The sequence below is a fragment of the Streptomyces sp. NPDC043861 genome, from assembly GCF_056435905.1.
Genome location: NZ_JBWKDP010000020.1, coordinates 53,308 through 77,712, shown reverse-complemented (window position 1 = coordinate 77,712; position 24,405 = coordinate 53,308). Strand labels below are relative to the sequence as shown.

Annotated in this window: 22 protein-coding genes and 2 pseudogenes; 2 read left to right on the top strand and 22 right to left on the bottom strand. The window is 70.8% G+C overall.

Annotated elements, in window-relative coordinates; all coding sequences use genetic code 11:
• Nucleotides 1-19: 19 nt before the first annotated feature.
• On the bottom strand, nt 20-934 hold the full coding sequence (gene rpsB, locus AC068D_RS33475) for a 30S ribosomal protein S2 (protein ID WP_478826889.1): 915 nt from the start codon (nt 932-934) through the stop codon (nt 20-22).
• 256 nt (nt 935-1,190) lie between these two features.
• On the opposite strand from rpsB, the pseudogene AC068D_RS33470 reads away from it, so the two are divergent.
• A pseudogene (locus AC068D_RS33470) lies at nt 1,191-1,592 on the top strand (peptidoglycan DD-metalloendopeptidase family protein); the annotation flags it as partial.
• 571 nt (nt 1,593-2,163) lie between these two features.
• Here the strand turns inward: AC068D_RS33470 and AC068D_RS33465 are convergent.
• From AC068D_RS33465 to proS, 18 genes and pseudogenes are all read right to left on the bottom strand, one after another.
• Nucleotides 2,164-2,724, bottom strand: coding sequence for a TetR/AcrR family transcriptional regulator (locus AC068D_RS33465; protein WP_478826978.1), 561 nt, complete (start codon nt 2,722-2,724; stop codon nt 2,164-2,166).
• A gap of 120 nt (nt 2,725-2,844) precedes the next feature.
• Complete coding sequence (whiG, locus tag AC068D_RS33460; RefSeq protein WP_478826888.1) at nt 2,845-3,681, bottom strand: RNA polymerase sigma factor WhiG; 837 nt, start codon at nt 3,679-3,681, stop codon at nt 2,845-2,847.
• Nucleotides 3,682-3,927: 246 nt separating this feature from the next.
• Nucleotides 3,928-5,094, bottom strand: coding sequence for a DNA-processing protein DprA (gene dprA, locus AC068D_RS33455; protein WP_478826887.1), 1,167 nt, complete (start codon nt 5,092-5,094; stop codon nt 3,928-3,930).
• Between the two features lie 73 nt (nt 5,095-5,167).
• Nucleotides 5,168-6,793, bottom strand: a complete 1,626-nt coding sequence (locus tag AC068D_RS33450; protein ID WP_478826886.1) for a YifB family Mg chelatase-like AAA ATPase — start codon at nt 6,791-6,793, stop codon at nt 5,168-5,170.
• Nucleotides 6,793-7,170 carry a YraN family protein gene (locus AC068D_RS33445; RefSeq protein ID WP_478826885.1) on the bottom strand — a complete coding sequence of 126 codons (378 nt, stop codon included), beginning with the start codon at nt 7,168-7,170 and terminating at the stop codon, nt 6,793-6,795. The genes AC068D_RS33450 and AC068D_RS33445 overlap by 1 nt, the downstream gene beginning before the upstream one ends.
• Before the next feature lie 84 nt (nt 7,171-7,254).
• Nucleotides 7,255-7,563, bottom strand: a complete 309-nt coding sequence (locus tag AC068D_RS33440) for a DUF2469 domain-containing protein (protein WP_003965949.1) — start codon at nt 7,561-7,563, stop codon at nt 7,255-7,257.
• A gap of 55 nt (nt 7,564-7,618) precedes the next feature.
• On the bottom strand, nt 7,619-8,152 hold the full coding sequence (locus tag AC068D_RS33435; RefSeq protein ID WP_478826884.1) for an NUDIX hydrolase: 534 nt from the start codon (nt 8,150-8,152) through the stop codon (nt 7,619-7,621).
• A 6-nt stretch (nt 8,153-8,158) separates the two neighbouring features.
• Nucleotides 8,159-8,911, bottom strand: coding sequence for a signal peptidase I (gene lepB, locus AC068D_RS33430; RefSeq protein ID WP_478826883.1), 753 nt, complete (start codon nt 8,909-8,911; stop codon nt 8,159-8,161).
• 97 nt (nt 8,912-9,008) lie between these two features.
• Nucleotides 9,009-10,106: a signal peptidase I gene (lepB, locus tag AC068D_RS33425; RefSeq protein ID WP_478826977.1), complete on the bottom strand. Its 1,098-nt coding sequence runs from the start codon at nt 10,104-10,106 to the stop codon at nt 9,009-9,011.
• Nucleotides 10,051-11,082 (bottom strand): annotated as a pseudogene (lepB, locus tag AC068D_RS33420) (signal peptidase I); the annotation flags it as partial. The gene lepB (AC068D_RS33425) and the pseudogene lepB (AC068D_RS33420), both read right to left, overlap by 56 nt.
• Nucleotides 11,075-11,851 carry a signal peptidase I gene (lepB, locus tag AC068D_RS33415; protein WP_478826882.1) on the bottom strand — a complete coding sequence of 259 codons (777 nt, stop codon included), beginning with the start codon at nt 11,849-11,851 and terminating at the stop codon, nt 11,075-11,077. The gene lepB (AC068D_RS33415) and the pseudogene lepB (AC068D_RS33420), both read right to left, overlap by 8 nt.
• A 72-nt stretch (nt 11,852-11,923) precedes the next feature.
• A complete protein-coding gene (gene rplS / locus AC068D_RS33410) occupies nt 11,924-12,274 on the bottom strand; it encodes a 50S ribosomal protein L19 (RefSeq protein ID WP_269728163.1) in 351 nt (116 codons plus the stop codon).
• A gap of 131 nt (nt 12,275-12,405) precedes the next feature.
• Complete coding sequence (gene trmD / locus AC068D_RS33405; RefSeq protein WP_478826881.1) at nt 12,406-13,227, bottom strand: tRNA (guanosine(37)-N1)-methyltransferase TrmD; 822 nt, start codon at nt 13,225-13,227, stop codon at nt 12,406-12,408.
• Complete coding sequence (gene rimM / locus AC068D_RS33400) at nt 13,224-13,775, bottom strand: ribosome maturation factor RimM (RefSeq protein WP_478826880.1); 552 nt, start codon at nt 13,773-13,775, stop codon at nt 13,224-13,226. Before rimM ends, trmD begins: the two co-directional genes overlap by 4 nt.
• A gap of 102 nt (nt 13,776-13,877) precedes the next feature.
• Nucleotides 13,878-14,117 carry an RNA-binding protein gene (locus AC068D_RS33395; RefSeq protein ID WP_018850017.1) on the bottom strand — a complete coding sequence of 80 codons (240 nt, stop codon included), beginning with the start codon at nt 14,115-14,117 and terminating at the stop codon, nt 13,878-13,880.
• A 2-nt stretch (nt 14,118-14,119) separates the two neighbouring features.
• The gene (rpsP, locus tag AC068D_RS33390; protein WP_478826879.1) at nt 14,120-14,560 is read right to left on the bottom strand and encodes a 30S ribosomal protein S16; all 441 of its coding nucleotides are present in this window, start codon (nt 14,558-14,560) and stop codon (nt 14,120-14,122) included.
• Nucleotides 14,561-14,790: 230 nt separating this feature from the next.
• The gene (locus tag AC068D_RS33385) at nt 14,791-15,420 is read right to left on the bottom strand and encodes a hypothetical protein (protein ID WP_478826878.1); all 630 of its coding nucleotides are present in this window, start codon (nt 15,418-15,420) and stop codon (nt 14,791-14,793) included.
• 235 nt (nt 15,421-15,655) lie between these two features.
• Nucleotides 15,656-17,071 (bottom strand): proline--tRNA ligase, encoded by a 1,416-nt coding sequence (gene proS, locus AC068D_RS33380; RefSeq protein WP_478826877.1) that lies wholly within the window; start codon nt 17,069-17,071, stop codon nt 15,656-15,658.
• A gap of 212 nt (nt 17,072-17,283) precedes the next feature.
• Here proS and AC068D_RS33375 point away from each other — a divergent pair, with 212 nt between their 5' ends.
• A complete protein-coding gene (locus AC068D_RS33375) occupies nt 17,284-18,153 on the top strand; it encodes an SAM-dependent methyltransferase (RefSeq protein ID WP_478826876.1) in 870 nt (289 codons plus the stop codon).
• An 18-nt stretch (nt 18,154-18,171) separates the two neighbouring features.
• Here AC068D_RS33375 and ftsH read toward each other — a convergent pair whose 3' ends face one another.
• The 3 genes from ftsH to AC068D_RS33360 form a co-directional block, all read right to left on the bottom strand.
• A complete protein-coding gene (ftsH, locus tag AC068D_RS33370; protein ID WP_478826875.1) occupies nt 18,172-20,094 on the bottom strand; it encodes an ATP-dependent zinc metalloprotease FtsH in 1,923 nt (640 codons plus the stop codon).
• 185 nt (nt 20,095-20,279) lie between these two features.
• Nucleotides 20,280-21,830: a signal recognition particle protein gene (gene ffh / locus AC068D_RS33365; RefSeq protein ID WP_478826874.1), complete on the bottom strand. Its 1,551-nt coding sequence runs from the start codon at nt 21,828-21,830 to the stop codon at nt 20,280-20,282.
• A gap of 110 nt (nt 21,831-21,940) precedes the next feature.
• The gene (locus AC068D_RS33360) at nt 21,941-24,391 is read right to left on the bottom strand and encodes a [protein-PII] uridylyltransferase (protein WP_478826873.1); all 2,451 of its coding nucleotides are present in this window, start codon (nt 24,389-24,391) and stop codon (nt 21,941-21,943) included.
• Between the last annotated feature and the right edge of the window lie 14 nt (nt 24,392-24,405).

Sequence of the window (24,405 nt, the reverse complement as noted above, 5' to 3'; positions counted from 1 at the left end):
CATCCGAACCTGTGTGGTGTCAGGCCTGCTCGGCGTCCGCGGCCGGAGCCTCGGCAGCGTCCGTGGCCGGAGCCTCAGCAGCGTCCGCGGCCGGAGCCTCGGCGACGGCCTCGGCCGGCTTCTCGGCCTCGGCGGCCGGGGCTTCGTCAGCCTTCTTCTCGCCCTCGAGCAGGTCGCGCTCCCACTCGGCCAGCGGCTCGCCCGCAGCCTTGTCGCCGGGCTTCGAGTCACCGGTGGCGACGCCGGAGCGGGCGATGAGGCCCTCGGCAACCGCGTCGGCGATCACACGGGTGAGCAGCGTGACGGAACGGATCGCGTCGTCGTTGCCCGGGATCTTGTAGTCGACCTCGTCGGGGTCGCAGTTGGTGTCGAGGATCGCGACGACCGGGATGTGGAGCTTGCGCGCCTCACCGACGGCGATGTGCTCCTTCTTGGTGTCGACGATCCAGACGGCGCTCGGCACCTTCTGCATCTCGCGGATGCCACCGAGGGTCTTCTCCAGCTTGGCCTTCTCGCGCGAGAGGACCAGGAGCTCCTTCTTGGTGAGGCCGGAGGCGGCCACGTCCTCGAAGTCGATCGCCTCAAGCTCCTTCAGACGCTGAAGGCGCTTGTAGACGGTGGAGAAGTTGGTGAGCATGCCGCCCAGCCAGCGCTGGTTGACGTACGGCATCCCGACGCGGGTCGCCTGCTCGGCGATGGCCTCCTGGGCCTGCTTCTTGGTGCCGACGAACATGATGGAGCCGCCGTGCGCGACGGTCTCCTTGACGAACTCGTAGGCGCGGTCGATGTACGACAGCGACTGGAGCAGGTCGATGATGTAGATGCCGTTGCGCTCGGTGAAGATGAAGCGCTTCATCTTCGGGTTCCAGCGACGGGTCTGGTGACCGAAGTGGACGCCGCTCTCCAGCAGCTCCCGCATCGTGACGACGGCCATGGCCGTATCTCCTTGGGTTTCTCGGTTGTGTCCTGACGCCCCGGCGCGCCGTGCCACAAGGACCGAGAGGCGCGGCCACCGACCGCTGATGGAGGTGGTGGCGGGGCGTGCGAAGTCGACCCGGTGACCCGGATCGCCAGAAGAAGTGTACGGGACCGGCGCAGTGCCGGGTGACGGCGATGTCCACAACTGGCCGGTTGTCCACAGATCCGGACCATGATCAGCGCGGGGGCCGCTCGTGCGGGACGGTCCGGACATGAATCGCGTACGAATCGTGACCTCGGCCGTGGCCCTGAGAGCGACGGTGGTCGCCTTCCTGTGGGCGCTCACGGGAGGGACGGCCTGGGCAGGCGCCTGGCCGGTGGGGCCGCCGCGCCCTGCGGTGGTGAGGGGGTGGGAACCACCGGCCGGCCCCTATGCACCGGGCCACCGTGGTGTGGACCTGGCTGCACCCCCGGGCACCGAGGTGCGGGCTGCCGCTGCCGGCCGGGTGTCGTTCGCGGGGACGGTGGCCGGCCGCGGGGTGCTCTCGATCGCCCTGTCGGGTACGGGGGAACCTCCCCTGCGCACCACCTATGAACCGGTGCGCCCCCTGGTCGGGCCGAACACCGAGGTCGCCGAGGGTCAGGTGGTGGCCGTCCTGACCGCCGTGCCCTCGCACTGCCCCCAGGGCTGTCTGCACTGGGGGCTGCGCCGAGGGGATGAGTACCTCGACCCGCTGTCGATGCTGCCCCGGTCCGAGCTGCGCCGTGGGCCCCCACGGCTGCTGCCGGTCTTCGGGGTGCCGGTGCCGCCTTCGGGGCCAGTGCCCTCAGGATCGGCGCCGCCGGGACCTGTGCCGGCCGTGGCGTTGGCGACGGCCACCGGTACCTCGGACGCGTCGGACACCCGGGCACACTCCGCGCAGGCGTTGGTCCTGTCGGCGTCGGCGGTCTGGTCGCATCGGGTGCACCGTCTGCGCGGGCCGCTCGGGCCGCTCGGGCCGCTCGGATCCACTCTGACGGTGCGCGCCGTGCGGGCCCTCCGGTGGACGAGCCGTGCGCCGGGCAGCGGCAGCGGCAGCGGCAGCGGCAGCGGCAGCGGGGAACGACGCCCGGGTCGGCCCGGCACGGGCGCCTGCAGCTCTGCTGGGCTCCTCCCGGGCAGCAGCACACCCGGACAGCGCGGGCACACATCCACCGACCGACGGCCTCAACCACGGCCGGGGCCGTCGACGCGCACAGCCGAGGTCAGCCGCCCCGGACGCCTCGCAACGCCATCGACACGGCGGCGTCGGCGATCTCGGAGGGATTCTCGGCTGCGCCCAGCTCGATACGGCGGACCGCGGCGTCCACGATGCCCTGCAGAAGCATCGCGGCCAGGCGGGGCTGCTCGTGGCCGAGGTCGCCGAGGGCCTCCACGATCATCGCGACGAGGCCGCCGTGCGCCGCACGGATCTTCTCGCGGGCACCGTCGTCGAGCTCGCTCGCGGAGATCGCGACAACAGCTCGGTGGCGTCGGTCGCCGACCAGCACGAGCTGTTGGCGCACATACGCCTCGACCTTGCCCTCGGGCGTCGCGGACCGCTCCATGGCGACTTCCACCTCGGCCGCCCAGACCGGGAAGTCCACGGCACAGAGCTCTTCGACGACGGCGGCACGCGACCGGAAGTACTCGTACACCGAGGACCTGGCCAGGCCTGTGCGCTCGGCGAGGGCGGGGAAGGTCAGCGCTTCGGTGCCGCCCTCGGACAACAGGGATCGCGCGGCATCCAGCAGGGCGCCGCGCTGCATGGTCCGGTGCTCGGCCACGGAGGCCGCTCGAATCCTTGGCACGGATCCACTTTAAGGGTGGGGCGGTCCTGGCGGGCGGGGCCGGGTGGATTCGATGCCCCGGCCGGGGGTCACCGGCCGGGGGTCACCGGCCGGGGGTCACCGGCCGGCGTCCGCAAGCTTCGCCCGGAGCTGCAGCACCGACTTGGTGTGGATCTGGCTGACCCTGCTCTCGGTGACCCCGAGCACGTTGCCGATCTCGGCGAGGGTGAGGCCTTCGTAGTAGTAGAGCGTGACGACGGTCTTCTCCCGGTCGGGGAGTGTGTTGATGGCACGTGCCAGGAGCCGGCGCAGCTCCCGGTCCTCCGCGACCTCGACGGGGTTGTCCGCCGCCGTGTCCTCCAGCGTGTCCATGAGGCTGAGCCGGTCGCCTCCCTCCCCGCCGACATGGAGCAGCTCTTCCAGGGCCACCACATTGGCGAGGGACAACTGGCTGAACACGGAGTGCAGTTCCTCCAGTCCGATGCCCATCTCTGCAGCGACCTCGCCCTCGGAGGGCGTGCGCCGAAGCTGTGCCTCGAGCGTGGCGTAGGCGCGCTCGACGGCACGGGCCTTCTGCCGCACCGAACGGGGGATCCAGTCCAGCGCCCGCAGTTCATCGATCATGGCGCCACGGATCCGTGTGATCGCGTACGTCTCGAACTTGATCGATCGCTCGATGTCGAACTTCTCGATGGCATCGATGAGTCCGAACACCCCGGAGGAGACGAAGTCCGCCTGTTCGACATTGGGCGGCAGCCCGACGCTCACCCGGCCCGCGACGTACTTCACCAGCGGCGAGTAGTGCAGGATCAGCTGCTCCCGCAGCCGCCCGTCGCCCGTCGCCTTGTACGACCGCCACAACTCGTCGAGCGACGAGGGCGCGGGCGGCCGCACCGTGCCACGGGCAGCTGGGGGCACCGCCGCGCGGTCAGACCCGGAGGTGTGCTGGGGCATGCGTTGCCTTGAGCCGTTCTGCTGGGTGTGAGGGGATGTGTTTCTTGGCGGATTGCTGGTGGGGGAACCTGGAGCGTAGCGTGACTGGACGGTTGCAGTGCGCGAAGACCGGCGGATCGCGCCTGCGCGGGTAGGACCGTCGGCCACACCTTCGAACGGGGTCCGCGCCCTGTACGTCGGCCCCAGGGTGTCGCCGGGCGGGCCGGGACGGACATCGGCATCACCCTGTCACCCGAATGCTCCAGGTCAAGCACCGCCTCGCCGGAAGTTCGACGGGCGTCTCGCGGCCGGTACCAACTGCCAGCCGTCGCCGTGCCGTTCGACGAAGCCGAGGGAGTGCAGTTCGTACAACCTGCCGAGTGCCTCGTCCGTGGTGATCCCCGCCCTCCGGGCGACATCCTGTCCGTCGATGGATCCGCCTGCCGGGAACACCTCCAGGAGCTTTGACTCGATGGGGCCGAGAAGGTCCCTGGGCAGCACGGGTCCGCGGCGCGCGGGGGCGAGGTCGCCGATCTCCCCCACGAGCTCGACCACTTCGTCGGCATCCGTGACGAGCAAGGCTTCGCCGCGCAGAAGTTCATGAACCCCTGCCGAGAGCCCGCTGGTCACAGGCCCGGGGACGCCCATCGTGACCCGGCCGAGACGCTGGGCGGCATGCGCCGTGACCAGCGAGCCACTGCGGTATTCGGCCTCCACGACAACGGTGCCCCGGGTGAGGGCAGCGATGACACGGTTGCGCAGGACGAACCGGCTGCGTGTCGGGTGTCCGCCCGGCGCCAACTCACCGATCACCAGGCCCTGTTCCGCGATTCGGCCGATCAACTGGGCATGTGAGCGCGGGTAGACCACATCGACCCCGCAGGCGAGCACCGCGACCGTGGCCCCACCGGCCGCCAGAGCACCTCGGTGCGCGGCGCCGTCCACGCCGTGTGCCGCGCCGGAGACGACGACCCAGCCTCGTTCGGCAAGCCCTGTTCCGAGGCTCGCCGCCATATGGGCGCCGTACGGCGTGCAGGCCCTGGCACCCACCACGGCGACCGAGCGCAGCGCCCATCTCCGCAGGTCGGCGCAGCCTCGCAGCCAGAGCCCGACCGGTCTCGCATCCCCGAGGTCGTCGAGCTGGCTCGGCCACTCCGGATCGCCCGGGCACAGGAAGCGTCCGCCGATCGCCGCCATCTTCTCGAGATCGCGCTCCGGACACGCCGCCGCCGCCCGTGTCCGGTAGCCCTCGATCCGCCGGCCCCCGGCACCGGGCAGTGTGTCCCTGGGGAACACGGGGGCGGTGAGCCTCGCCAGCAGTTCCACAGCGCCGTGCTGTCGCAGCCATCGGCCACCGTTTTCGTCACCCGGTTCGACGACCCTGGTCAACGCGGCTCGTGCCCGTCGCTCCTCGATGCTCACCCCTGTCGTCATCGGCGGGCCCCACTCCTCGCGCCCGCCCGGCAGCGCCCGGGTGGGACGGCCAGCCTCAAGGTGTCACCCCCGGTCACCGCACGGCTCCGCGCACTGCCGGGACACCCCTCGCGATACCGGTGCGCAGCTGCAGGGCGAGTCCGACGTCGTCGGCTCCCGGGCGTGCGTGGCCGGTGAGGTCGGCGATGGTCCAGGCAACACGCAGGACCCGGTCCATGCCGCGGGCGGTGAGCAGGCCCCTCTCCATGTCGCGCTCGGCGGCGGCGAGAGCGCCGGGGGCCGTCGGCCAGCGAGTGCGGAGCTCATGCCCGGGCACCTCGCTGTTGACGCTCCACGGCGTACCACCGAGCCGTGCCGCGGCCCGGGACCTGGCCTCCAGGACGCGCTCGGCAACCGCCTCCGTGGACTCCCCCCGCCCGCCGTGCCCGAGCAGATCGGAGCGGCTGACCGGCTCGACCTCGACGCGCAGATCGACCCGGTCGAGGAGGGGACCCGAGAGCCGTGACTGATAGCGCCTGATCACCGCAGCCGGGCATTCGCAGCCGGCACCGTGCAAGGTGTGCCGGCCGCACGGGCACGGATTGGCGGCGAGCACCATCAGAAAGCGGGCGGGCAGCCGCACCACTCCGGCGCTGCGGGCTACGACCACATGTCCGGACTCCAGTGGCTGCCGCAGGGCGTCGAGCACCTTCCCGGAGAACTCCGGGGCTTCGTCCAGGAACAGCACACCACGATGGGCGAGGGACACTGCACCGGGTCGCGGCAGGCCCTGTCCGCCGCCCACGAGGGACTGCATCGTCGCGGAGTGGTGCGGCGCGCAGTACGGCGGCGTCCGCACCAGGGGCTCGCCGGGCGGCAGGATGCCCGCAACCGAATGGACGCCCGTGACCTCGAGGGACTCCTGCCTGGTCAGCGGTGGCAGCACCCCCGGCAGGCGCTCCGCGAGCATGGTCTTTCCCGCGCCCGGTGGGCCCTGCAGAAGCAGATGGTGAGCTCCTGCCGCGGCGATCTCGAGGGCGGTGCGGGCGGACTGCTGGCCGGCGACATCGGCCAGGTCGGGTCTGTGCCCTTCGCTGCACGCCCCACTGTCCGCCAGTCCCGTGCCGACACCTGCTCCGGGCACCGCGAGGCCCGCAAGCATGGCGTCCGGCCGCCCCTCTGCCCAGCGCTCCTCCTCGGGCACCGGCTCGTCGTTCAGCACGGCGATCAACTGGCGCAGACTGCGCACCCCGAGCACGGACACACCAGGCACCAGCGAGGCCTCACCCGCCGTCTGCTCAGGCACGACCACCTGCCGGTATCCCGCCTCGGCCGCCGCGAGGACGGCGGGCAGGACACCCCGCACCGGGCGCACGCGGCCGTCGAGACCCAGTTCCCCGATGAGCACCAGATCGGCGATCGCCCTGGGGTCGATGCGCTCGGCCGCCCCGAGCACGGCGCAGGCCACTGCCAGGTCGAAACCGGAGCCGCTCTTGGGCACGGAAGCAGGACTGAGGCCTACCGTGAGCTTCTTCTGCGGCCACTCCGCGTCGGAGTTGACCACGGCCGCCCTGACCCTGTCCCGGCTCTCCACCAGGCTCTTGTCGGGCAGCCCCACCAGGGTGAAGGCCGCGACACCGGGCTCCAGGTCTGCCTGGACCTCGACGACCACCCCCTCGACGCCGAGAAGCGCCACCGAGCACGACCGCGCGAATCCCATCAGGCCACCCCCCGCGCATGCTCGATGCGAGGCGCGCCTCGCGGGGGCACCACCACCCCGACGAGATCGATCCGCACTCCGCCCGGTGGCGGCCCTCCATGGCGGTCGAGCCAGCATCCGGCCAGCCGTCTGAGCCGCTCCGCCTTGGCGGGCGTGACTGCGGCCATCGGGTGTTCGAAGGGCACCGCACCCGGCGGTGCACCCCTACGGGTCTTCACCTCACAGACGACCACCACATCGCCGTCCCGGGCCACGATGTCGATCTCGCCCGCCCGTCCACACCGCCAGTTCCGTGCCAGCACGGCCATTCCGGCCTCGGTGAGCAGGCGTACCGCCAGCTCCTCGCCGTACCGGCCCAGTGCCCCCGTCGCGTTCATCCCGGCACCACCTCCGGCACCGACTCTTACGCGTCACACCCCAGTCTGTGGATCTTGGTGGACAACCCGGCCGTTGTGGATAACTCAGCCACCCGGAAGCTCGAGGTCGCTCTTGTTGAGCTCCTCGATGTTCACGTCCTTGAACGTCAGTACGCGGACCTGCTTGACGAACCTGGCCGGCCGATACATGTCCCAGACCCAGGCATCCGCCATCGAGACCTCGAAGAAGACCTCGCCCTGGACCGAGTGCACCTGCATCTCGTAGTCATTGGTGAGATAGAAGCGTCGCTCGGTCTCGATCACATATTTGAACAGACCGACGACGTCGCGGTACTCCCGGTAGAGCTTCAGCTCCATCTCGGTCTCGTACTTCTCGAGGTCCTCGGCGCTCATGGCATGTTCCCCTTCAGCCGTGCGTCCCCCTATTGTGCGCCAGCCACCTGCGTCCTCAGACGATTTCCGGGGCCAGGACCACCGGCGCACCCGGAGGACCTTCGTCGAGCAGCGTGCGCAGCAGCTCGGCGAGTCTGGTCGGGTACACCGTCTCACGCGCCGCCGACAGTTCCGCGGAGGTCCACCACCGCAGGCCGGCAACGCTTCGCTGCTCGAGTCCGGTCAGTCCGGTGAGGCTGGTCACGGTCTGGCTCGTACGCGCCAGGTAGTACCACTCGTCCTGGTCCCAGCGCCGCCCGTCGAACGGGAACGAGCAGATGCGCTGCCAGATCACCGGACCCAGCTCGACATCGGTGATCCCGGTCTCCTCGGCGACCTCCCGCAGCGCCGCCTCCTCACGGGTCTCCCCACCCTCGATCCCCCCGCCCGGGGTGAACCACCAGCTGTCCGAGGGATCGTCCGGCTCGTATCCGTGCAGGAGCAGAACGCGGTCATCGGGGTCGAGGAGAATCACCCTCGCGACCTTGCGCAGCTCCTCCGGGGGCACGGGCCGGTCCCCGGGTCCGTGCGCGGGAATCCGCTCATGCATCCGCCGTCACCCCGTCCCCGTCGTCACCCTGCCCCGCGGCTCCGCGGCCTTCCGCCGCCCCAGGAGGCGCGCGACCGGCCCGTAGGCGCCGCCGCCCAGGATCAGCGCGGCTCCGAGCACCACCGCGCCCACGACCAGCTTCACCGGCCCGGGCTGCGACACCCCTCCCGGGAGGTCCTTGAAGGCCTGGGGCCGCTCCAGCAGACCGCCCAGCGGCCATGCCACGGCGTCCAGCCGTGCGGTCACCGCCGAGCGGGGCACCGAGCCCTGCCCGGGGTCCCGCAGATGCACCCGGGAGTCCAGTGAGCCCATGCGCTCGTCACCGAGGAGAAAGATCTGTCCCTCGGGGACGCGGGCGCTGAACGACTGGGGCGAGGCCGGACCGGTCCCGCGCAGATACGGTTCCTCGATCGCCTTGCCGTTGATACTCGTCCGGCCGTCCGCGTCGCAGCACTCGATCTTGTCACCGCCGACCGCGACGACCCGCTTCACCATGGGCATGTCGCCCCACACCTCGTCGGTGAAGACGACGACATCGCCGCGCCGCACCTCGGAGCCGTCGATCCGCTGCGCCAGCACCCGATCGCCCGCCTGGACGGTCGGCGACATGGAATCCGTCGGCACCGTGTACGGCTGGTACTCGACCGCTCCCCAGACGAACCCTCCGAGGAAGAGCACACAGCCGACGGCCATGGCCAGTCCCGACAGCACGCTGCCGAGACGGCCGGGGCCGCCTTGCCTGCGTTCCGTTTCGCTCATCCCAGCGCTCCCCACCTCGGAGATCGACGATCGCTGATCCGAGCGGCACATTACCCGCCGGTTCGCCGCGGGTCAGCCCTCCGCCGGAGGGCGGTGCTCAACCGGAGATCATTCCGGCGGGCTTGGCGGAGTTCGTCCCTTCGGCCGCCCGCCGCCTGCGCACCAGCATCACGGCCGGCACAGCCCCCGCCAGCCCCAGTGCACCCGGCGCAACGGCGGCCGCGGCCGCGGAATTCAGGCCGGGCTGGTCGAAGGTGCTGGGCACAGGAAGCGTGGACCACCGGCTGAACGGCCAGGCGACCACGACGGCCCTGCCGACGACATCGTCGTTCGACACGGTGCCGTTGCCCGGGAGCTCCTGGTGGTAGCGGGAGTCCAGCGAGTTCTGACGGTTGTCGCCCATCACCCAGATCCGTCCCTTGGGCACCTTGATCGGCCCGAACGGCTCGTCGTCGCAGGGGGTGCTTCCGGGGTGGATGTACGACGTCTCGTCCAACGCCTTGCCGTTGACCGTCACCTTGCCGCCGCGCTTGCACTCGACGGTGTCGCCACCGACCGCGATCACCCGCTTGATCAGGTCCTTCTCCTCGGCGGACGGCATCAGGCCGATGAAACTGAGGAACTGCTGGATCGCGTTCGGCTCGGGGGCGACCGTGTTCTCCAGCCAGCCGCCCGGATCGTGGAAGACGACGACCTCGCCGCGCTGGGGCTCCGAACCGAACCAGGGCGTCAGTTTGTCGACCAGGACCCGGTCGCCCCGCTGCAGCGTGTTCATCATCGAGTCGGAGGGGATCGAGAACGCCTGCACCAAGAACGTCTTGATCAGGAGAGCGAGAAGCAGGGCGATACCGATCAGCAGCGGCAACTCCCGCAGGAAGGAGCGGTGCTTCCTCGCCCCCGCGAAGCCGGCCGACGAGCGGCCGTCCCCGGCGTCCTCGTCTCCCGGGCCGCCCGGGATGGAGCCACCTCCGGACGCACCGCCGCCGGACGCCGGGTCGTGATCCGCGGGCCCCTGGCCCCAGGAGCCTCCCTCAGCGCCCCGGGAGGCGCCGCCGGACCCGCCGGGACCAGGGGATCCCGCTGAGCCGCTGGAGCTGCCGGAGGCGCTGGAGCCGCCAGGTCCGGGGGACGGCGCGGTGCGCCGCTCGGGCCGATCCTCCGGCTCGCCGTGTCCGGATCGTGCGCCGACCGCCAAGTCCCCCACATCCACTCCTCACTCCTTGCGACTGCCTGCGCCGGAGGAGACGCAGGCCCACTACTCCCATAACGAGCGGGAGTTCCGCAGGGCTCGGGAGCAGGATCGTTCCGTTGAGATCCTGGGAGGACACACTATGCGACCGCCCGTGTGCCGTGGTTGACCCGGCACGCGCATCGGGGACCGAGGCGTACGTCTCCCGCTCCTCCAGTTTGCTCCAGTGCTCGAAGGGCCACGCGATGACGACCGCACGGCCGACGACGCCCCCCTCCGACACCGTGCCGTTGTACTGCTCCTCGAGGTGGGAGCGGGAGTCGGCCGAATTGGACCGGTGGTCCCCCATCACGAAGAGCCGCCCGGTCGGGACCTGCACTTCGAACTTCAGTTTCGAGGGGACGTTGTCGGGATGGAGGTACGGCTCGTTGAGCGGCACGCCGTTGACCGTGACCCTGCCGTTCGCATCGCAGCACTTGACGTTGTCGCCGCCGACGGCGACGACCCGCTTGATCAGGTCCTGCTCGTCCTCGGACGGGAGCAGTCCGATGAAGGTCAGCACCTGCTTGACCTGCTTGACGACCACTGGATCGTCCTGCCTGGGCGTCTGCTCCTGCTGGAGCCAGCCGCCCGGGTCCCTGAACACGACGACGTCGCCGCGCTCCGGCTTCGAGCCGAACCACGGCGTGAGCTTGTCCACCAGCACCCGGTCCTCGATCTGGATCGTCTGCTCCATCGAGCCCGACGGGATCACGAACGCCTGGACCAGGAACGTCTTGAGGCCCAGTGCGATCATCAGCGCGACCACGATGAGGATCGGTATCTCCTTGACGGCCGAGCGCTGCCGCCGTCGCTTCACCCTTCGCGCCAGCTTGCGCCGTTCGGCACGCCCGGGGAGGGTCCGGGCCCCGTCGGTGGGTCGGGTGCCGGTGGGCAGCCGGGTGTCGGACCGATGGCTCGCGCGCCGTCCACGGTTACCCATGGGCGCCGCCGGGTGCGGGTACGCGGTCGAAGGCCGCGGGCGCCTCCAGCGAGGCCCAGCGGCCGGCCGGCCAGCCGATCCACTCGGCCCGGCCGATCACGTTGTCGAGGGGCACCATGCCGCCGCCGGGCTCACCGAGATGGTCTCTGGAGTCACGGGACTTGCTGCGGTGGTCGCCCATGACGAACAGCGTGCCCTGCGGTACGACGATGTCGAAGGGCACCCGGGACGGGGCGTCGCCAAAGTAGACGTAACGCTCTTCGACGGATACGCCGTTCACCTCGAGTCTCCCCCTTTTGTCGCAGCACACGACGCGGTCGCCGCCGACCCCCACCACCCGTTTCACGAAGTCGGTCTCGGCCGGCTCGGCCAGACCCAGCGTCGCGGCCACCCCCTGCGCCAGCCCGGCCACCCCGTTCCGGCCCGGCGCTTCCCTCACGAACGATCCCGTGCCGTCGAACACGACGACGTCGCCGCGCCCCGGCTCGGAACCGAAACGGTACGCCAGCTTGTTCACCAGCACCCGGTCGCCGACCTCCAGGGCGGGCTCCATCGAGGTGCTGGGGATCAGGAAGGGCTGCAGTACGAAGTGGCTCAGGAGCAGCAGGACGACCCCGCCGAGGACGCCGAGCACTCCGGCCCGGCGGAGCGAGAGCCGGTGCAGGCCACCGGACATACGCATGGAGCGCGGCCCCTCCTCCGGCCGGGACTCGTCGGTCCCTGACTCGGAGGAGCGGCCGCGCTCCGTGTGCTGTGCTTCGGTGTCCATCGGTGCCAGATGCTATCCGGCCGCCGTATGAACTCTGTTAGTCCACAGCTGGGCGCGGGTGTGAGCCGGAGCTCAGTTCTCGCGCTTCTCCTTGATCTTGGCGGCCTTGCCGCGCAGCTCACGCAGGTAGTACAGCTTGGCGCGACGGACGTCACCACGGGTGACGAGCTCGATCTTCTCGAAGATCGGGCTGTGCACCGGGAAGGTGCGCTCGACGCCGACGGAGAAGGAGACCTTGCGGACCGTGAAGGTCTCGCTGACGCCGGAGCCCTGGCGGCGGATGACGACACCCTTGAACTGCTGGATGCGGGAGCGGTTGCCCTCGATGACGCGAACGTGGACGTTCACGGTGTCACCGGGACGGAACGCCGGGAGGTCGGTCCGCAGCGAGGCGGAGTTGACGGCGTCGAGCACGTGCGACATGTTCGTCTGCTTTCTTCACCGATGCCACAGGTCATCAGCGGTATCCGGAGAGATGAGTTGGGGGCCGTGGCGTCGGAGCGGGCGTCGTGTCCCCCTGTGGCAGGGGCGCACGCCGGACGTACGGCAGCGGCCTATTCTTCCACGGCCTGCGGCCTGCGCCAAAATCGGCCGTCGGGCGAAGGCGCCCAGCCCAGGATGGAGAGGGTCTCCCGGTCCTTCTTGTCGAAGGAGGACGGGTCACAGCGCTCGATCAGATCGGGCCGGTTCATGGCCGTGCGGCGGAACGCCTCGTCACGGCGCCAGCGTGCGATCTTCCCGTGGTGTCCGCTGAGCAGGACGTCCGGGATCTCCCGGCCGCGCCACACGGGCGGCTTGGTGTAGACGGGCCCCTCCAGCAGGTTGGCCATGGCGCCGGGTGCGAAGGAGTCGTCGCGGTGGGATTCGGCGTTCCCGAGTACGCCCGGCAGCAGCCGCGCCACCGCCTCGGTGATCACGAGGACGGCCGCCTCGCCGCCCGCCAGGACGTAGTCCCCGATGGAGACGTCGTACACCGGTATGCGGGTGGCGTACTCGTCCATGACGCGCCGGTCGATGCCCTCGTAGCGGGCCGGGGTGAAGATCAGCCAGGGCCGCTCGGAGAGTTCGACGGCGAGTTCCTGGGTGAAGGGCCTGCCGCTGGGTGTGGGGACGACCATCACCGGACCGTGCGCCCCGGCCTCGTAGCCGTCGGCAACGGTCTGGTCGAGGGCGTCGCCCCAGGGGCCCGTCTTCATGACCATGCCGGGGCCGCCGCCGTAGGGGGTGTCGTCCACGGTGTTGTGCCGGTCGTACGTCCAGTTCCGCAGATCGTGCACATGGACGTCGAGCCGTCCGCGCGCGCGTGCCTTGCCGACGAGCGAGACGTTCAGCGGCTCCAGGTACTCGGGAAAGATCGTGACGACGTCGAGCCTCATCGGGCTTCGTCCTCGTCCCTGGCGGAGGCGATCTCGGCACGGTCGTCGATCAGCCCCGGCGGCGGGGTGATGACGGCCTTCTGTTCCCCGAGATCGATCTCGGTCACGATCTCCTCGACGAAGGGGATCATCACCTCGCTGCCGTCGGGCCGCTCGACGATGAACAGGTCCTGCGAGGGGAGGTGGGAGATCTCGGTGATCCGGCCGACCTCGGTGCCGTCGGCAAGCACCACGTCCAGGTCCATCAGCTGGTGGTCGTAGTACTCGTCGGGCTCGTCCGGTGTCTCGTCCGGATCGACCTCGGCGATGAGCAGGACGTTGCGCAGGGCCTCGGCGGCGTTGCGGTCCCGCACTCCCTCGAAGCGCAGCAGCAGCCGTCCGCTGTGCACGCGCCCCGTCTCGATGGTCAGCGGTCCGGCGGAGGCCGGGTCGGTGCCCAGGACGGCTCCGGGCGCGAGCCTCAGTTCCGGCTCGTCGGTACGTACTTCGACGGTGACCTCGCCCTTGATGCCATGGGCACGGCCGACCCGTGCGACTACGAGCTGCACGCTCACTGCTCCTGTCGTGTGCCTGACGGCACTACTGCGTCGACGACGACGGGCCGGGGCGGACCCGTAGGCCCTCCCCGGCCCGCGCCGGTGTTCAACGAATCAGTGGACCTGGTCCACATCGACGAGGTCGACACGGATACCACGGCCGCCGATGGCGCCCACGACGGTGCGCAGGGCGCGCGCGGTGCGGCCGTTGCGGCCGATCACCTTACCGAGATCGTCGGGGTGCACCCGGACCTCGAGCACGCGACCGCGGCGCAGATTGCGCGAGGCCACCTGCACATCGTCCGGGTTGTCGACGATGCCCTTCACGAGGTGCTCGAGAGCCTCCTCGAGCATGCTCAGGCCTCGGTCGACTCGGCGGGAGCGGCCGGCTCGTCCGCCTTCTTCTCGGTCTTCTTCGCCTTCTGGGTGATGGCCTCACCCTTGGCGTCGTCGCCCTCGAGGGTCTTGGCGAAGGCCTCGAAGGAAGCGCGCTTGTCTTCCTTCGTCTCCGGCTGGAGCAGCGGCTTCTCCGGGGCGGGCAGGCCCTTGTGCTTCTGCCAGTCACCGGTGAGCTTCAGGATGGCGAGGACCGGCTCGGTCGGCTGGGCGCCGACGGACAGCCAGTACTGCGCACGCTCCGAGTCGACCTCGATGCGCGACGGGTTGTACGTCGGGTGGTACAGACCGATCTCCTCGATGGCCCGGCCATCACGGCGGGTACGGGAGTCGGCGACGACGATGCGGTAGTGAGGCGAACGGATCTTGCCCAGACGCTTCAGCTTGATCTTGACTGCCACGGGAGTGGGTTCTCCTGATTTTGACGTGGTTGAGCACAGCAGGTTGCCGCGTGGGGTTGCGGTACCCGATGGCCCGATGGACGCGTCAGCCGGAGGAGAGAGGGGTCCTGTGCGACTGTCGAGTACAGCTAGCCATTGTGCCACAAGGATCGCGCGGGGCAGACCGGAGGCCGGTCCGGCCTCCGGGCCACCCACGGGATCATGCTCCTGTGGCTGCGCCGCACGCCTTCTCAGCTCGCCGCGGCCACCGCTTCGGGAATCCGGAACGGCTTCCCGCATCCGCCGCAGACGATCGGAGCCTGGGCGAGGACCGACGGCACGACTCTTACGTTGCGCCCGCAGTCGCAGACCGCCTTGACCCGCACGCCGCCGCCGGACGAGCCGTGGCGGGCAGCCGGGCCCCGGAAGGTCCGCTTGGTGTCCGTGGCGGTCGCGACGGTGTGCGCGGCAAGGGCACGATGCAGCCGCTCGATGGTCGGCCGGTAGCGCCGTTTCGCCTCGGGGTTCAGGGTGACCAGCGAGAAGCCGCTGCTCGGGTGCGGCTCCTCGGGGTGATCCAGGCCCATCTCCTCCGCGATCGCCAGGAACCGGCGGTTGTGGTATCTGCCGGCGCGGGAGGTGTCACGGACCCCTCGGGCGGCGGCAATGCCGTGGACTGCTTCATGGAGCAGTCGCTCGAAGGAGAGCTCGTGGCCGCACGCGGACGAGGACTCTCCGATCAGGGACTCTGGCGCGGCAAGATCGGGCAGCTCGGGGTGGTGCCGCTGAATGTCGGCCCACGCCTGTGCCAGCTCTGCGGCGAGAACAGGTGGTGTCGTGCTCACGTCGTGATAACGAGCCTGGCGGCCGACGGGTTCCATTCCGGGGCATCCCAAATAATTTGCACGTACCCGTCAGTTAGGGTTGATGCGTCCTGACGAGGGCGGGTGCGCTGATCTGCGGAGAAGCCTCGCAGCTCGCAACAAGCTGGTACGTAGTGGCGCGTACGCCCCGGCGCGTGACCGGGGTCCGCACGCCCGGTGCAGGGCCACCACGAGAGGACGTTGGCAGCCTCGGGGGTCCGGCGGGGCCACCGCCGAGGGCACAGCGCACCTCTCAGTAGGCGCGCGCCACGATCGCGAGCGTACCCGGGGCGTCGTCGGCCTCCGGCACCGACCCGTCCTCCGCCACCAGACACCGCACGGACACCGCACGGTCGGCGAGCAGGGCCTCCCCGTCGGGGCCGAGCGTCGCCCAGGGGATGCGCGCCCAGCCGCCCGCGACCGCGGCCTCGGCCGCCTCCCCGATCGTGCTCACATCGGCCGTGCGGGCCTCGCGGCGTTCACGCGACTGGCCCAGCAGCAGCGCCTGATCCTCCTCGAGGACCTGGGGCAGCAGCCCGGCGAGCGTGTCGATCGCGACCGGCTCCTTGCCTCCGGGGATGCGCCGGACCAGCATCGCCGTCCCGCCTTCCAGGTCGCGCGGCCCGACCTCGATGCGCACCGGCACCCCCTTCAGCTCCCAGTCCACGGCACGACGACCGAACGGTGTGTCCGTGCGGTCGTCGACATGGACGCGGATGCCCGCGGCCCGCAGTCGCCCCCCGATCTCCCGCACCTTGGCCAGCACCGCCTCGTCCCCCTTGATGGCGAGGACGACGGCCTGGACGGGCGCCAGACGCGGCGGCACCCGCAGCCCGTTGTCGTCACCGTGCGACATGATCAGGCCGCCGACCATCCGGGTGGAGCAGCCCCAGGAGGTCTGCCAGGCGAGTTCCTGTGTGCCGTCCTTCGACAGATAGGTGGTGTCGAAGGCCTTGGAGAAGTTGGTGCCGAGCTCATGGCTCGTGCCCATCTGGAGGGCCTTGCCGTCACCCGTCATGCCTTCGAGGGTGAGGGTGTTGACGGCTCCGGCGAAGCGCTCCCGGGGTGTCTTGCGGCCCAGCACCACGTCGATGCCGAGGACGTTGACCATGAAGTCGGCATAGACCTCGCGGTGGATGCGGGCGGCGTAGTCGCGAGCCTCCTCGTACGTGGCGTGCGCTGTGTGGCCCTCCTGCCAGAGGAACTCGGTCGTGCGCAGGAACACTCGGGGACGCATCTCCCAGCGGACCACGTTCGCCCACTGGTTGATGAGCAGCGGCAGATCGCGGTAGCTCTGCACCCACTTGGAGAAGTATTCGTTGACGATCGTCTCGGAAGTGGGGCGGACGACGACCGGCTCGTCGAGTTCCTTGCCCCCGCCGTGCGTGACGACCGCGAGTTCCGGTGCGAAGCCCTCGACGTGCTCGGCCTCCCTCGTCAGATACGACTGCGGGATGAAGAGGGGGAAGTACGCGTTGGACGCCCCGGCCGCCTTGATGCGGGAGTCCATCTCCTGCTGCATCCGCTCCCACAGCCCGTAGCCGTACGGACGAATCACCATCGTGCCCCGCACCGGGCCGTTGTCGGCGAGCTCGGCCTTGTTGATCAGGTCCTGGTACCAGCGGGGGAAGTCCTCGGCCTGCGGCGTGAGGACAGGTGCCTTTGCCATGGCGCGAATCGTACGGCGGCTGCACCCTGGATGAGGACTCGTTCCGGGCGCGGGGGCGCACGACCGGGGCACGCCCAGGCTTTGCGGCGCGACCCCTGGACGTACGGACGGATGGGGAGTTCCCTGGCATACGGGGGGAGCACGAGCGCACGTACACGGGGGGCTGTCACTCAGGGCACAGCTGACCTCTCGGCGGATTGGGGCGCTTCTCGATGACACCTACGCTCGTCCGGCACCATCCCAGTGCGGCCTGTGCACCCCCGGCCGATCCAGCGGCACGCATCCGCGACTGGGCGGAGATCCAGGAAAGGATGCTGGTGCCCCTCTACGAGGCGGTGTACGAGCATCTGGAGGTCGGCAGGGGCTCACGGTTGCTGGGGCTCGGCTGCGGCACGGGACTCGCCCTCCTGATGGCTTCGGCACGCGGGGCGCGGGTCACCGGTGTGGACAGGGACCGTTCGAGGATCTCCCTGGCCCGGGAGCGGCTCGCCCCCGGGCCCGACCGTGCGCGTGTGCCCGACGGGGCAACGGGCGGTGGGGCACCGCAGCTGGTGGAGGGCAGTCCCGAGGAGGCGGCGGATCCCGCACTCCCCCGGTTCACCGTGATCACTGCGTTTCAGCCGATCGGGTGTACGGCAGGTGATGCGGAAGGGCTCGTGCCCGCGCTGCGGGCAGCGGTTCCGCTGGCCGAGCGCGGCAGTCCGGTCGTGCTGGCGGGCTGGGGCCCGCCGGAGCGCTGTGCCACCTCGACAGTGCTGCGGGTCGCGAGCCGGCTCACCGAGCGGCTGCGCGACTCGGGCGGCTGGCGGGCGACTCGACGGGACGACCTGGAGGAGGTGGCGATGAAGGCCGGGCTCAAGCCGGACGGCTCGGGCCGGGTCGCCTGCCCCTTCGGCTACGCGGACCCGGAGAGCGCGGTGCGGGGGCTGCTGTCGACCGGCCTGTTCGACGCGGCGGTCCGGGCGACCGACCAGGCGCAGGTGGAGAAGGAGGTCACCGAGGCGCTGCACCCGTACGTGCGCGCCGACGGGACGGTGTGGATGCCCAACGTGTTCCGCTATCTCATCGCCCGCACACAGTGACCGGTTCACCCGGGTGGCCTACTGGTTCGCGTCCGCGCCGTTCTTGCCGAGCCGGGCGATGCCCGCGGCCCTGTACGCCGCGTCCTCCTCCAGGGTCTCGTTGGCCAGCAGGGCTGCCGCGAGCGCGTCCAGCCGGTCGCGGTTGTCCCGCAGTTGCCGGCAGGCGCTCTCGTAGCACTCGTCGGCGATCCGGCGCATCTCGTGGTCCACGGCGTCCAGCGTCGCCGGAGCGGCCATGAGTCCGTACGGCTCCTGCGCATCTGCGGGCATCGCGGTGAAGCGGCCCACGCGTTCGCTCATGCCCCAGCGGCCTGCCATGCCCCGGACCAGTCGGGTGACCTGCTCCAGATCGCTCTCCGAACCGGTCGTGACGACTCCGAAGACGACGTGCTCGGCGGCCATTCCGCCGAGCGCGCCGATGATGCGGCCGCGCAGGTACTCCTCCGTGTAGGCGTACCTGTCGGCGTCCGGTGTGGAGAGGGTGACGCCCAGCGCGCGGCCGCGCGGCACGATCGTGATCTTCCGGACCGGGTCCGCGCCCGGCTGGAGCATGCCGAGCAGTGCATGGCCGCTCTCGTGATAGGCGGTCCTGCGCCGCTCCTCCAGGGGCATCACCAGTGACCGCTCCGCTCCCAGCTGGACCTTCTCCAGGGCGTCGGAGAGATCGCTCTGGGTGACCTCGCGGCGGCGTCGCTTGACCGCGAGAAGCGCGGCCTCGTTGGCGAGATTGGCCAGTTCGGCGCCGGTCATTCCCGGCGTCGTGCGCGCCACCTGGGCGAGGTCGACGCTCTCGGCCAGCGGGATCTCCCGGGTGTGGATCCTCAGGATCGCCTCGCGCCCGCCCCGGTCGGGCGGGCTGACATGCACGATGCGGTCGAAGCGGCCGGGCCGGGTGAGGGCGGGGTCGAGGACGTCCGCCCGGTTGGTGGCGGCCAGCACGACGACACCCTCGGAGCCGGTGAAGCCGTCCATTTCGGTCAGGATCTGGTTGAGCGTCTGTTCCCGTTCGTCGTGGCCTCCGAGCGCCGCACCTCCACCGCGCACCCGGCCGATGGTGTCGATCTCGTCGATGAAGACGATGGCCGGGGCGACCTTGCGGGCCTCGGCGAAGAGTTCCCGTACGCGCGAGGCGCCCACACCCACGATCATCTCGATGAACTCGGAGGCGGACGCGGAGAAGAAGGGCACTCCCGCCTCGCCCGCCACCGCGCGCGCGAGCAGGGTCTTTCCGGTGCCGGGCGGCCCTGCGAGCAGCACTCCGCCGGGCATCCGGGCGCCCATGTCCCGGTAGGCCGCCGGGTTCTTGAGGAAGTCGACGACATCGTTGAGCTCGCCCTCGACCTCGTCGATGCCGGCCACGTCCTCGAAGGTGGTGCGCCTGCCCTCCAGCACCTCCACCGGTCTCGGTGGCGTCTTGCGCCCGAACGGGCCGCCCACCCCGGCGCCCGTCCGCCGTGCGATGAACACCCACAGGAGGACGAGCAGCAGGATCGGAGCGAGTGAGATCAGCAGATTGACGAGAAATCCGCGCTGGACGACAACCGGCTCGGCCGTCACCGTGACGCCCTGCCGGGTCAGCTGCTGCCACAGGTCGTCATCGGCGAACGCGGGCCGCTGCGTGGTGAACTTGGTGTAGTCGCCCTTGTCGTCCGGCAGCGCCCGTTCCTTCTTCAGCTCGCCCTGGATCGCATCGCCCTTGGCATAGATCCTGGCGACGTTGCCCGCCGTGACCTGTTTGCTGAATTCGGTGTACGAGATCGTCGGCTCCTCGGACTCGCCGACGTACGACAACACCAGGAAGGCGATGAGGAAGACGACGACGGCGGAGACGAGCAGCCCGATCCAGCCGCCGGGCATCTTCCTCCTGCGCGGCGGGGGCGGCGCGCCCTCGGAGCGCCAGGGCTGGTCGGTGCGATCGCGCGGGGGTACGGAATTGGCCACGCCTGCCCTCCTGCTCCGGTGCGCTCGATCCGGCCGGCTCTCTGCCCATGACCGCACAGCCCCCGGGCCCACGCCACCCGGGCGCGCCACATGGCAGAGGGCCCCGCGGTCCTTCGACCGCGGGGCCCTCGCCCACCGTGGAGCCGGACGCGTCACCGCATCGGACCCATGAACTTCCCGGGATGTCAGCCCATGAACTTCTTGAACTCGTCCGGGAGCTCGAAGTCCTTGCCGGCACCGCCCGCGGGGAGGCCGAACGCACCGCCCTGAGCCGCCTGTTCACGGCGGGCGGCGGCGGCCTGCTCCTCGGCCTTGCGCTTCATCGGGTTACCGCTCTTGCGCTTGCCCTTCGCCTGCTTCTGCTGCTTCTTCTGGCGACCAGGGCCGCCGCCCATGCCCGGGATCCCCGGCATACCAGGCATACCGCCGCCCTGCGCCATGCGCGACATCATCTTGCGGGCGTCGAAGAAACGCTCGACCAGGCTCTTCACCGCGCTGACGTCGACGCCCGAACCCTTGGCGATACGGGCACGGCGCGAGCCGTTGATGATCGTCGGGTCCTGGCGCTCGCCCGGGGTCATCGACTTGATGATCGCGGCCGTACGGTCCACGTCACGCTCGTCGATGTTGTTGATCTGGTCCTTGATCTGCCCCATGCCGGGCAGCATGCCGAGCAGCTTGGAGATGGAGCCCATCTTCCTGACCTGCTCCATCTGGGCCAGGAAGTCGTCGAGCGTGAAGTCCTTGCCCTTGCTGCTCGCCAGCTTGGAGGCCATCTTGGCGGCCTCTTCCTGGCTGAAGGTCTGCTCGGCCTTCTCGATGAGCGAGAGCATGTCGCCCATGCCGAGGATGCGGGACGCCATGCGGTCCGGGTGGAACGCGTCGAAGTCGTCCAGCTTCTCGCCGTTGGAGGCGAACATGATCTGCTTGCCGGTGACATGCGCGATGGAGAGCGCGGCACCACCGCGGGCGTCGCCGTCCAGCTTGGAGAGCACGACACCGTCGAAGCCGACGCCGTCGCGGAAGGCCTCCGCGGTGTTGACCGCGTCCTGACCGATCATCGCGTCGACGACGAAGAGCACCTCGTCGGGGCTGACCGCGTCACGGATGTCCGCGGCCTGCTGCATCATCTCCTGGTCGATACCGAGGCGGCCGGCGGTGTCGACGATGACGATGTCGTGAACCTTCGACTTCGCGTACTCGATCGACTCCTTGGCGACCTGGACCGGGTCGCCCACACCGTTGCCCGGCTGCGGGGCGAACACGCCGACGCCTGCGCGCTCGGCGACGACGGCCAGCTGGTTCACGGCGTTGGGGCGCTGAAGGTCACAGGCGACGAGCAGCGGAGAGTGGCCCTGGCTCTTGAGCCAGAGGCCGAGCTTTCCGGCGAGGGTGGTCTTACCGGCGCCCTGGAGACCCGCGAGCATGATCACGGTGGGCGGCTGCTTGGCGAACCGCAGCCGCCGGGTCTCACCGCCGAGGATACCGACGAGCTCCTCGTTGACGATCTTGATGACCTGCTGGGCAGGGTTCAGCGCCTGGGACACCTCGGAGCCCATCGCGCGTTCCTTCACCTGCTTGATGAAGGAGCGGACGACGGGGAGCGCCACATCCGCCTCGAGCAGCGCGATCCGGATCTCGCGCGCGGTGGCGTCGATGTCCGCCTCGGACAGGCGGCCCTTGCCCCGGAGGTTCTTGAATGTCGCTGCAAGGCGGTCGGAGAGGGTATCGAACACGGTGGTCGCGGATCCTCAGGTCTCGGGGGCGGGCGGACAGATGTCTCCCAAGGGTATCCGTACGCGCGGTATGGGGTCTGCCCCCCTGTCCGCCCGCCGGCCGGGGCCCGTCATTCGCGCAGGGTGGCCTCGAGCGCACGGGCCACGGCGGCGGCCTCCGCGGAGGTGAGCGGGGCTCCGTCGGGGTGTGTGACGTAGAACGCGTCGACGGCGTTGGCGCCGAGCGTCGACACATGCGCGCTGCGCACCCGCACGGCCGCCGATTCCAGGGCATGACCGATGCGGTGCAGCAGCCCCGGGGCGTCCTGGGCACGGACCTCGATGACCGTGGCGGAGCGTGAGGCCGCCGGGGCGACCGCGACCCGCGGTGGCGGGGCGGTCGCACCGCGCCTGCGCGGGTACGCCGCATCGCGCTCGGCGAGCCTGGCGGGGACGTCCAGCGAGCCGTCGAGGACGCGCACGAGGTCGGCGCGGAGCCGGGCTGCCTGCGGCAGGGATCCGTAGGCGGCCGCGACCCGCCAGTCGAGCACGAGAACGGCGCCCGGCCCCACCTCGTTCGGCAGCTCGATCGCACACAGGTCGGCGGCACGGACGGTGAGCCGGTGCAGGGCGAGGACGCCGGCCACCGCGGGCAGCACTCCGGGCTGGTCGGGCACGGCGATCAGCAGCTCCACCCCGACGGGCTCCGGCTCGCCCTCCGTCTGCGGGGTCTCGGCCTGTGCGTGCAGGGCGAGCACCGGCCCGCCGGTGCGCAGCGCCTCGATCGCGAGACGCTCCTGCTCGGCGCTCGGAGCCGTGGGCTCGGGTTCGGCCGGGGCCTCCCCGGCGAGTACTCCGGCGACCCGTTTCACCAGGTCGGCGACGAGTGAGCCGCGCCAGGCCGACCAGGCGGCCGGCCCGGTGGCGAGGGCGTCGGCCTCGGTGAGCGCGTGCAGCAGTTCGAGCGTCCCCTCCGTGCCGACGACCGAGGCGACCGCCCGCACGGTCGCGGGATCGTCGAGATCGCGCCGGGTGGCGGTCTCGACGAGGAGCAGATGGTGGCGCACGAGCGTGGCGATGACACCCACGTCGTGCTTGTCGAAGCCGATACGGGTGGCGACGTCACGGGCGATGGTCTCGCCTGCCACCGAGTGGTCGCCCGGCCAGCCCTTGCCGATGTCGTGCAGCAGCGCGGCGACCAGCAGCAGGTCGGGGCGGCCGACCCGGCGGGTGAGCGCCGAGGCGCGTACGGCCGCCTCGACGAGGTGGCGGTCCACGGTCCAGGTATGGACGGGATTGCGCTGGGGCCGACAGCGCACCCGCTCCCAGTCCGGCAGCAGCCTGGTGATCAGCCCCTCGGCCTCCAGCGCCTCCCATACGGCGACGGTGGACTCGCCCGCACCGAGCAGGGTGACGAGTTCCTCACGGGCCTCGGCCGGCCAGGGCACCGGCAGGGGGCCGGCGGCCGCGGCGAGATGGCGTACCGCATGCAGGGAGAGCGGCAGCCCGGACTGGGCCGCGGCAGCTGCCGCCCGTAGCGGCAGCACCGGGTCGCGTTCGGGCCTGGCCGTGCGGGCGAGGACCGCCTCGCCGTCCATCTCGACGACTCCCTCGGCGAGCGGGGTGCGCTCGGGCTCCGGGCGGCGGCCGCCGAACACGGCCCGCAGCCGTGGCCGCCCGGACCGGGACCGGAGGACCCGGGTCACTTCCCGCCAGGTGACGTCGGAGGCGTACGAGACGGTCCGCGCGGCTTCGTACACCTGCCTCAGCAGTGTGTCGGCGTCGAGCAGGCCGAGCTCTGCCGCGACCTGGTCCTGTTCCTGGAGCGCGAGGCGGTCGGTGGCCCGCCCGGTGGTGAGGTGGAGCGCGTCGCGGGTGTCGAGGAGGACGCGTCGCGCCTCCGCGAGCCCCTCACGCGGCGCGTCGGCGACCCAGGAAGCGGCGACGGCGCGCAGTGCGGTGGCGTCGCGCAGCCCGCCGCGCGCCTCCTTGAGGTCGGGCTCGAGCAGGAACTGCAGCTCGCCCTGGCGTTCGGCCCGCTCACGGCACAGTTCGTGGAGATCGGGGAGCCGCTTGGGTGCCTGATTGCGCCAGTCGGCGAGCACGGTGGTGCGCAGCCCGGCCACGAGTCCCAGGTCGCCCGCGACACCACGGGCGTCGAGCAGGCCGAGTTGCACCTTGAGGTCTTCGCCTGCCGTCTTGCGGGCCTCGCCCGGGGTCCGGACGGAGTGGTCGAGGGCAAGGCCCAGGTCCCAGACCGGGTACCAGACCCGGTCGGCGAGGGAAGCGATCGCCCCGGCGTCCGCGCTGCCGTCGTGCAGCAGCAGGAGGTCGAGGTCACTGCGCGGGGAGAGTTCGCCGCGGCCGTATCCGCCGACGGCGACGAGGGCGGCTCCGCGCACGCCGGTGCTGCGGGCGGCGGCGGTGAACAGCGCGGCGAGCCAGTCGTCGGTCAGCCGCGCCAGGGCGGCACGGCGCGGCGGCCCTGGCTGCGCCTTCTCCTGGAGAAGGCGCAGCCGGGCCGCCGCATAGCCGCTGGGTCCCGAGTCTTCTGCTTCGGTGGTCACATCGAGGCTCGTCACCCAGCTACTCCCGT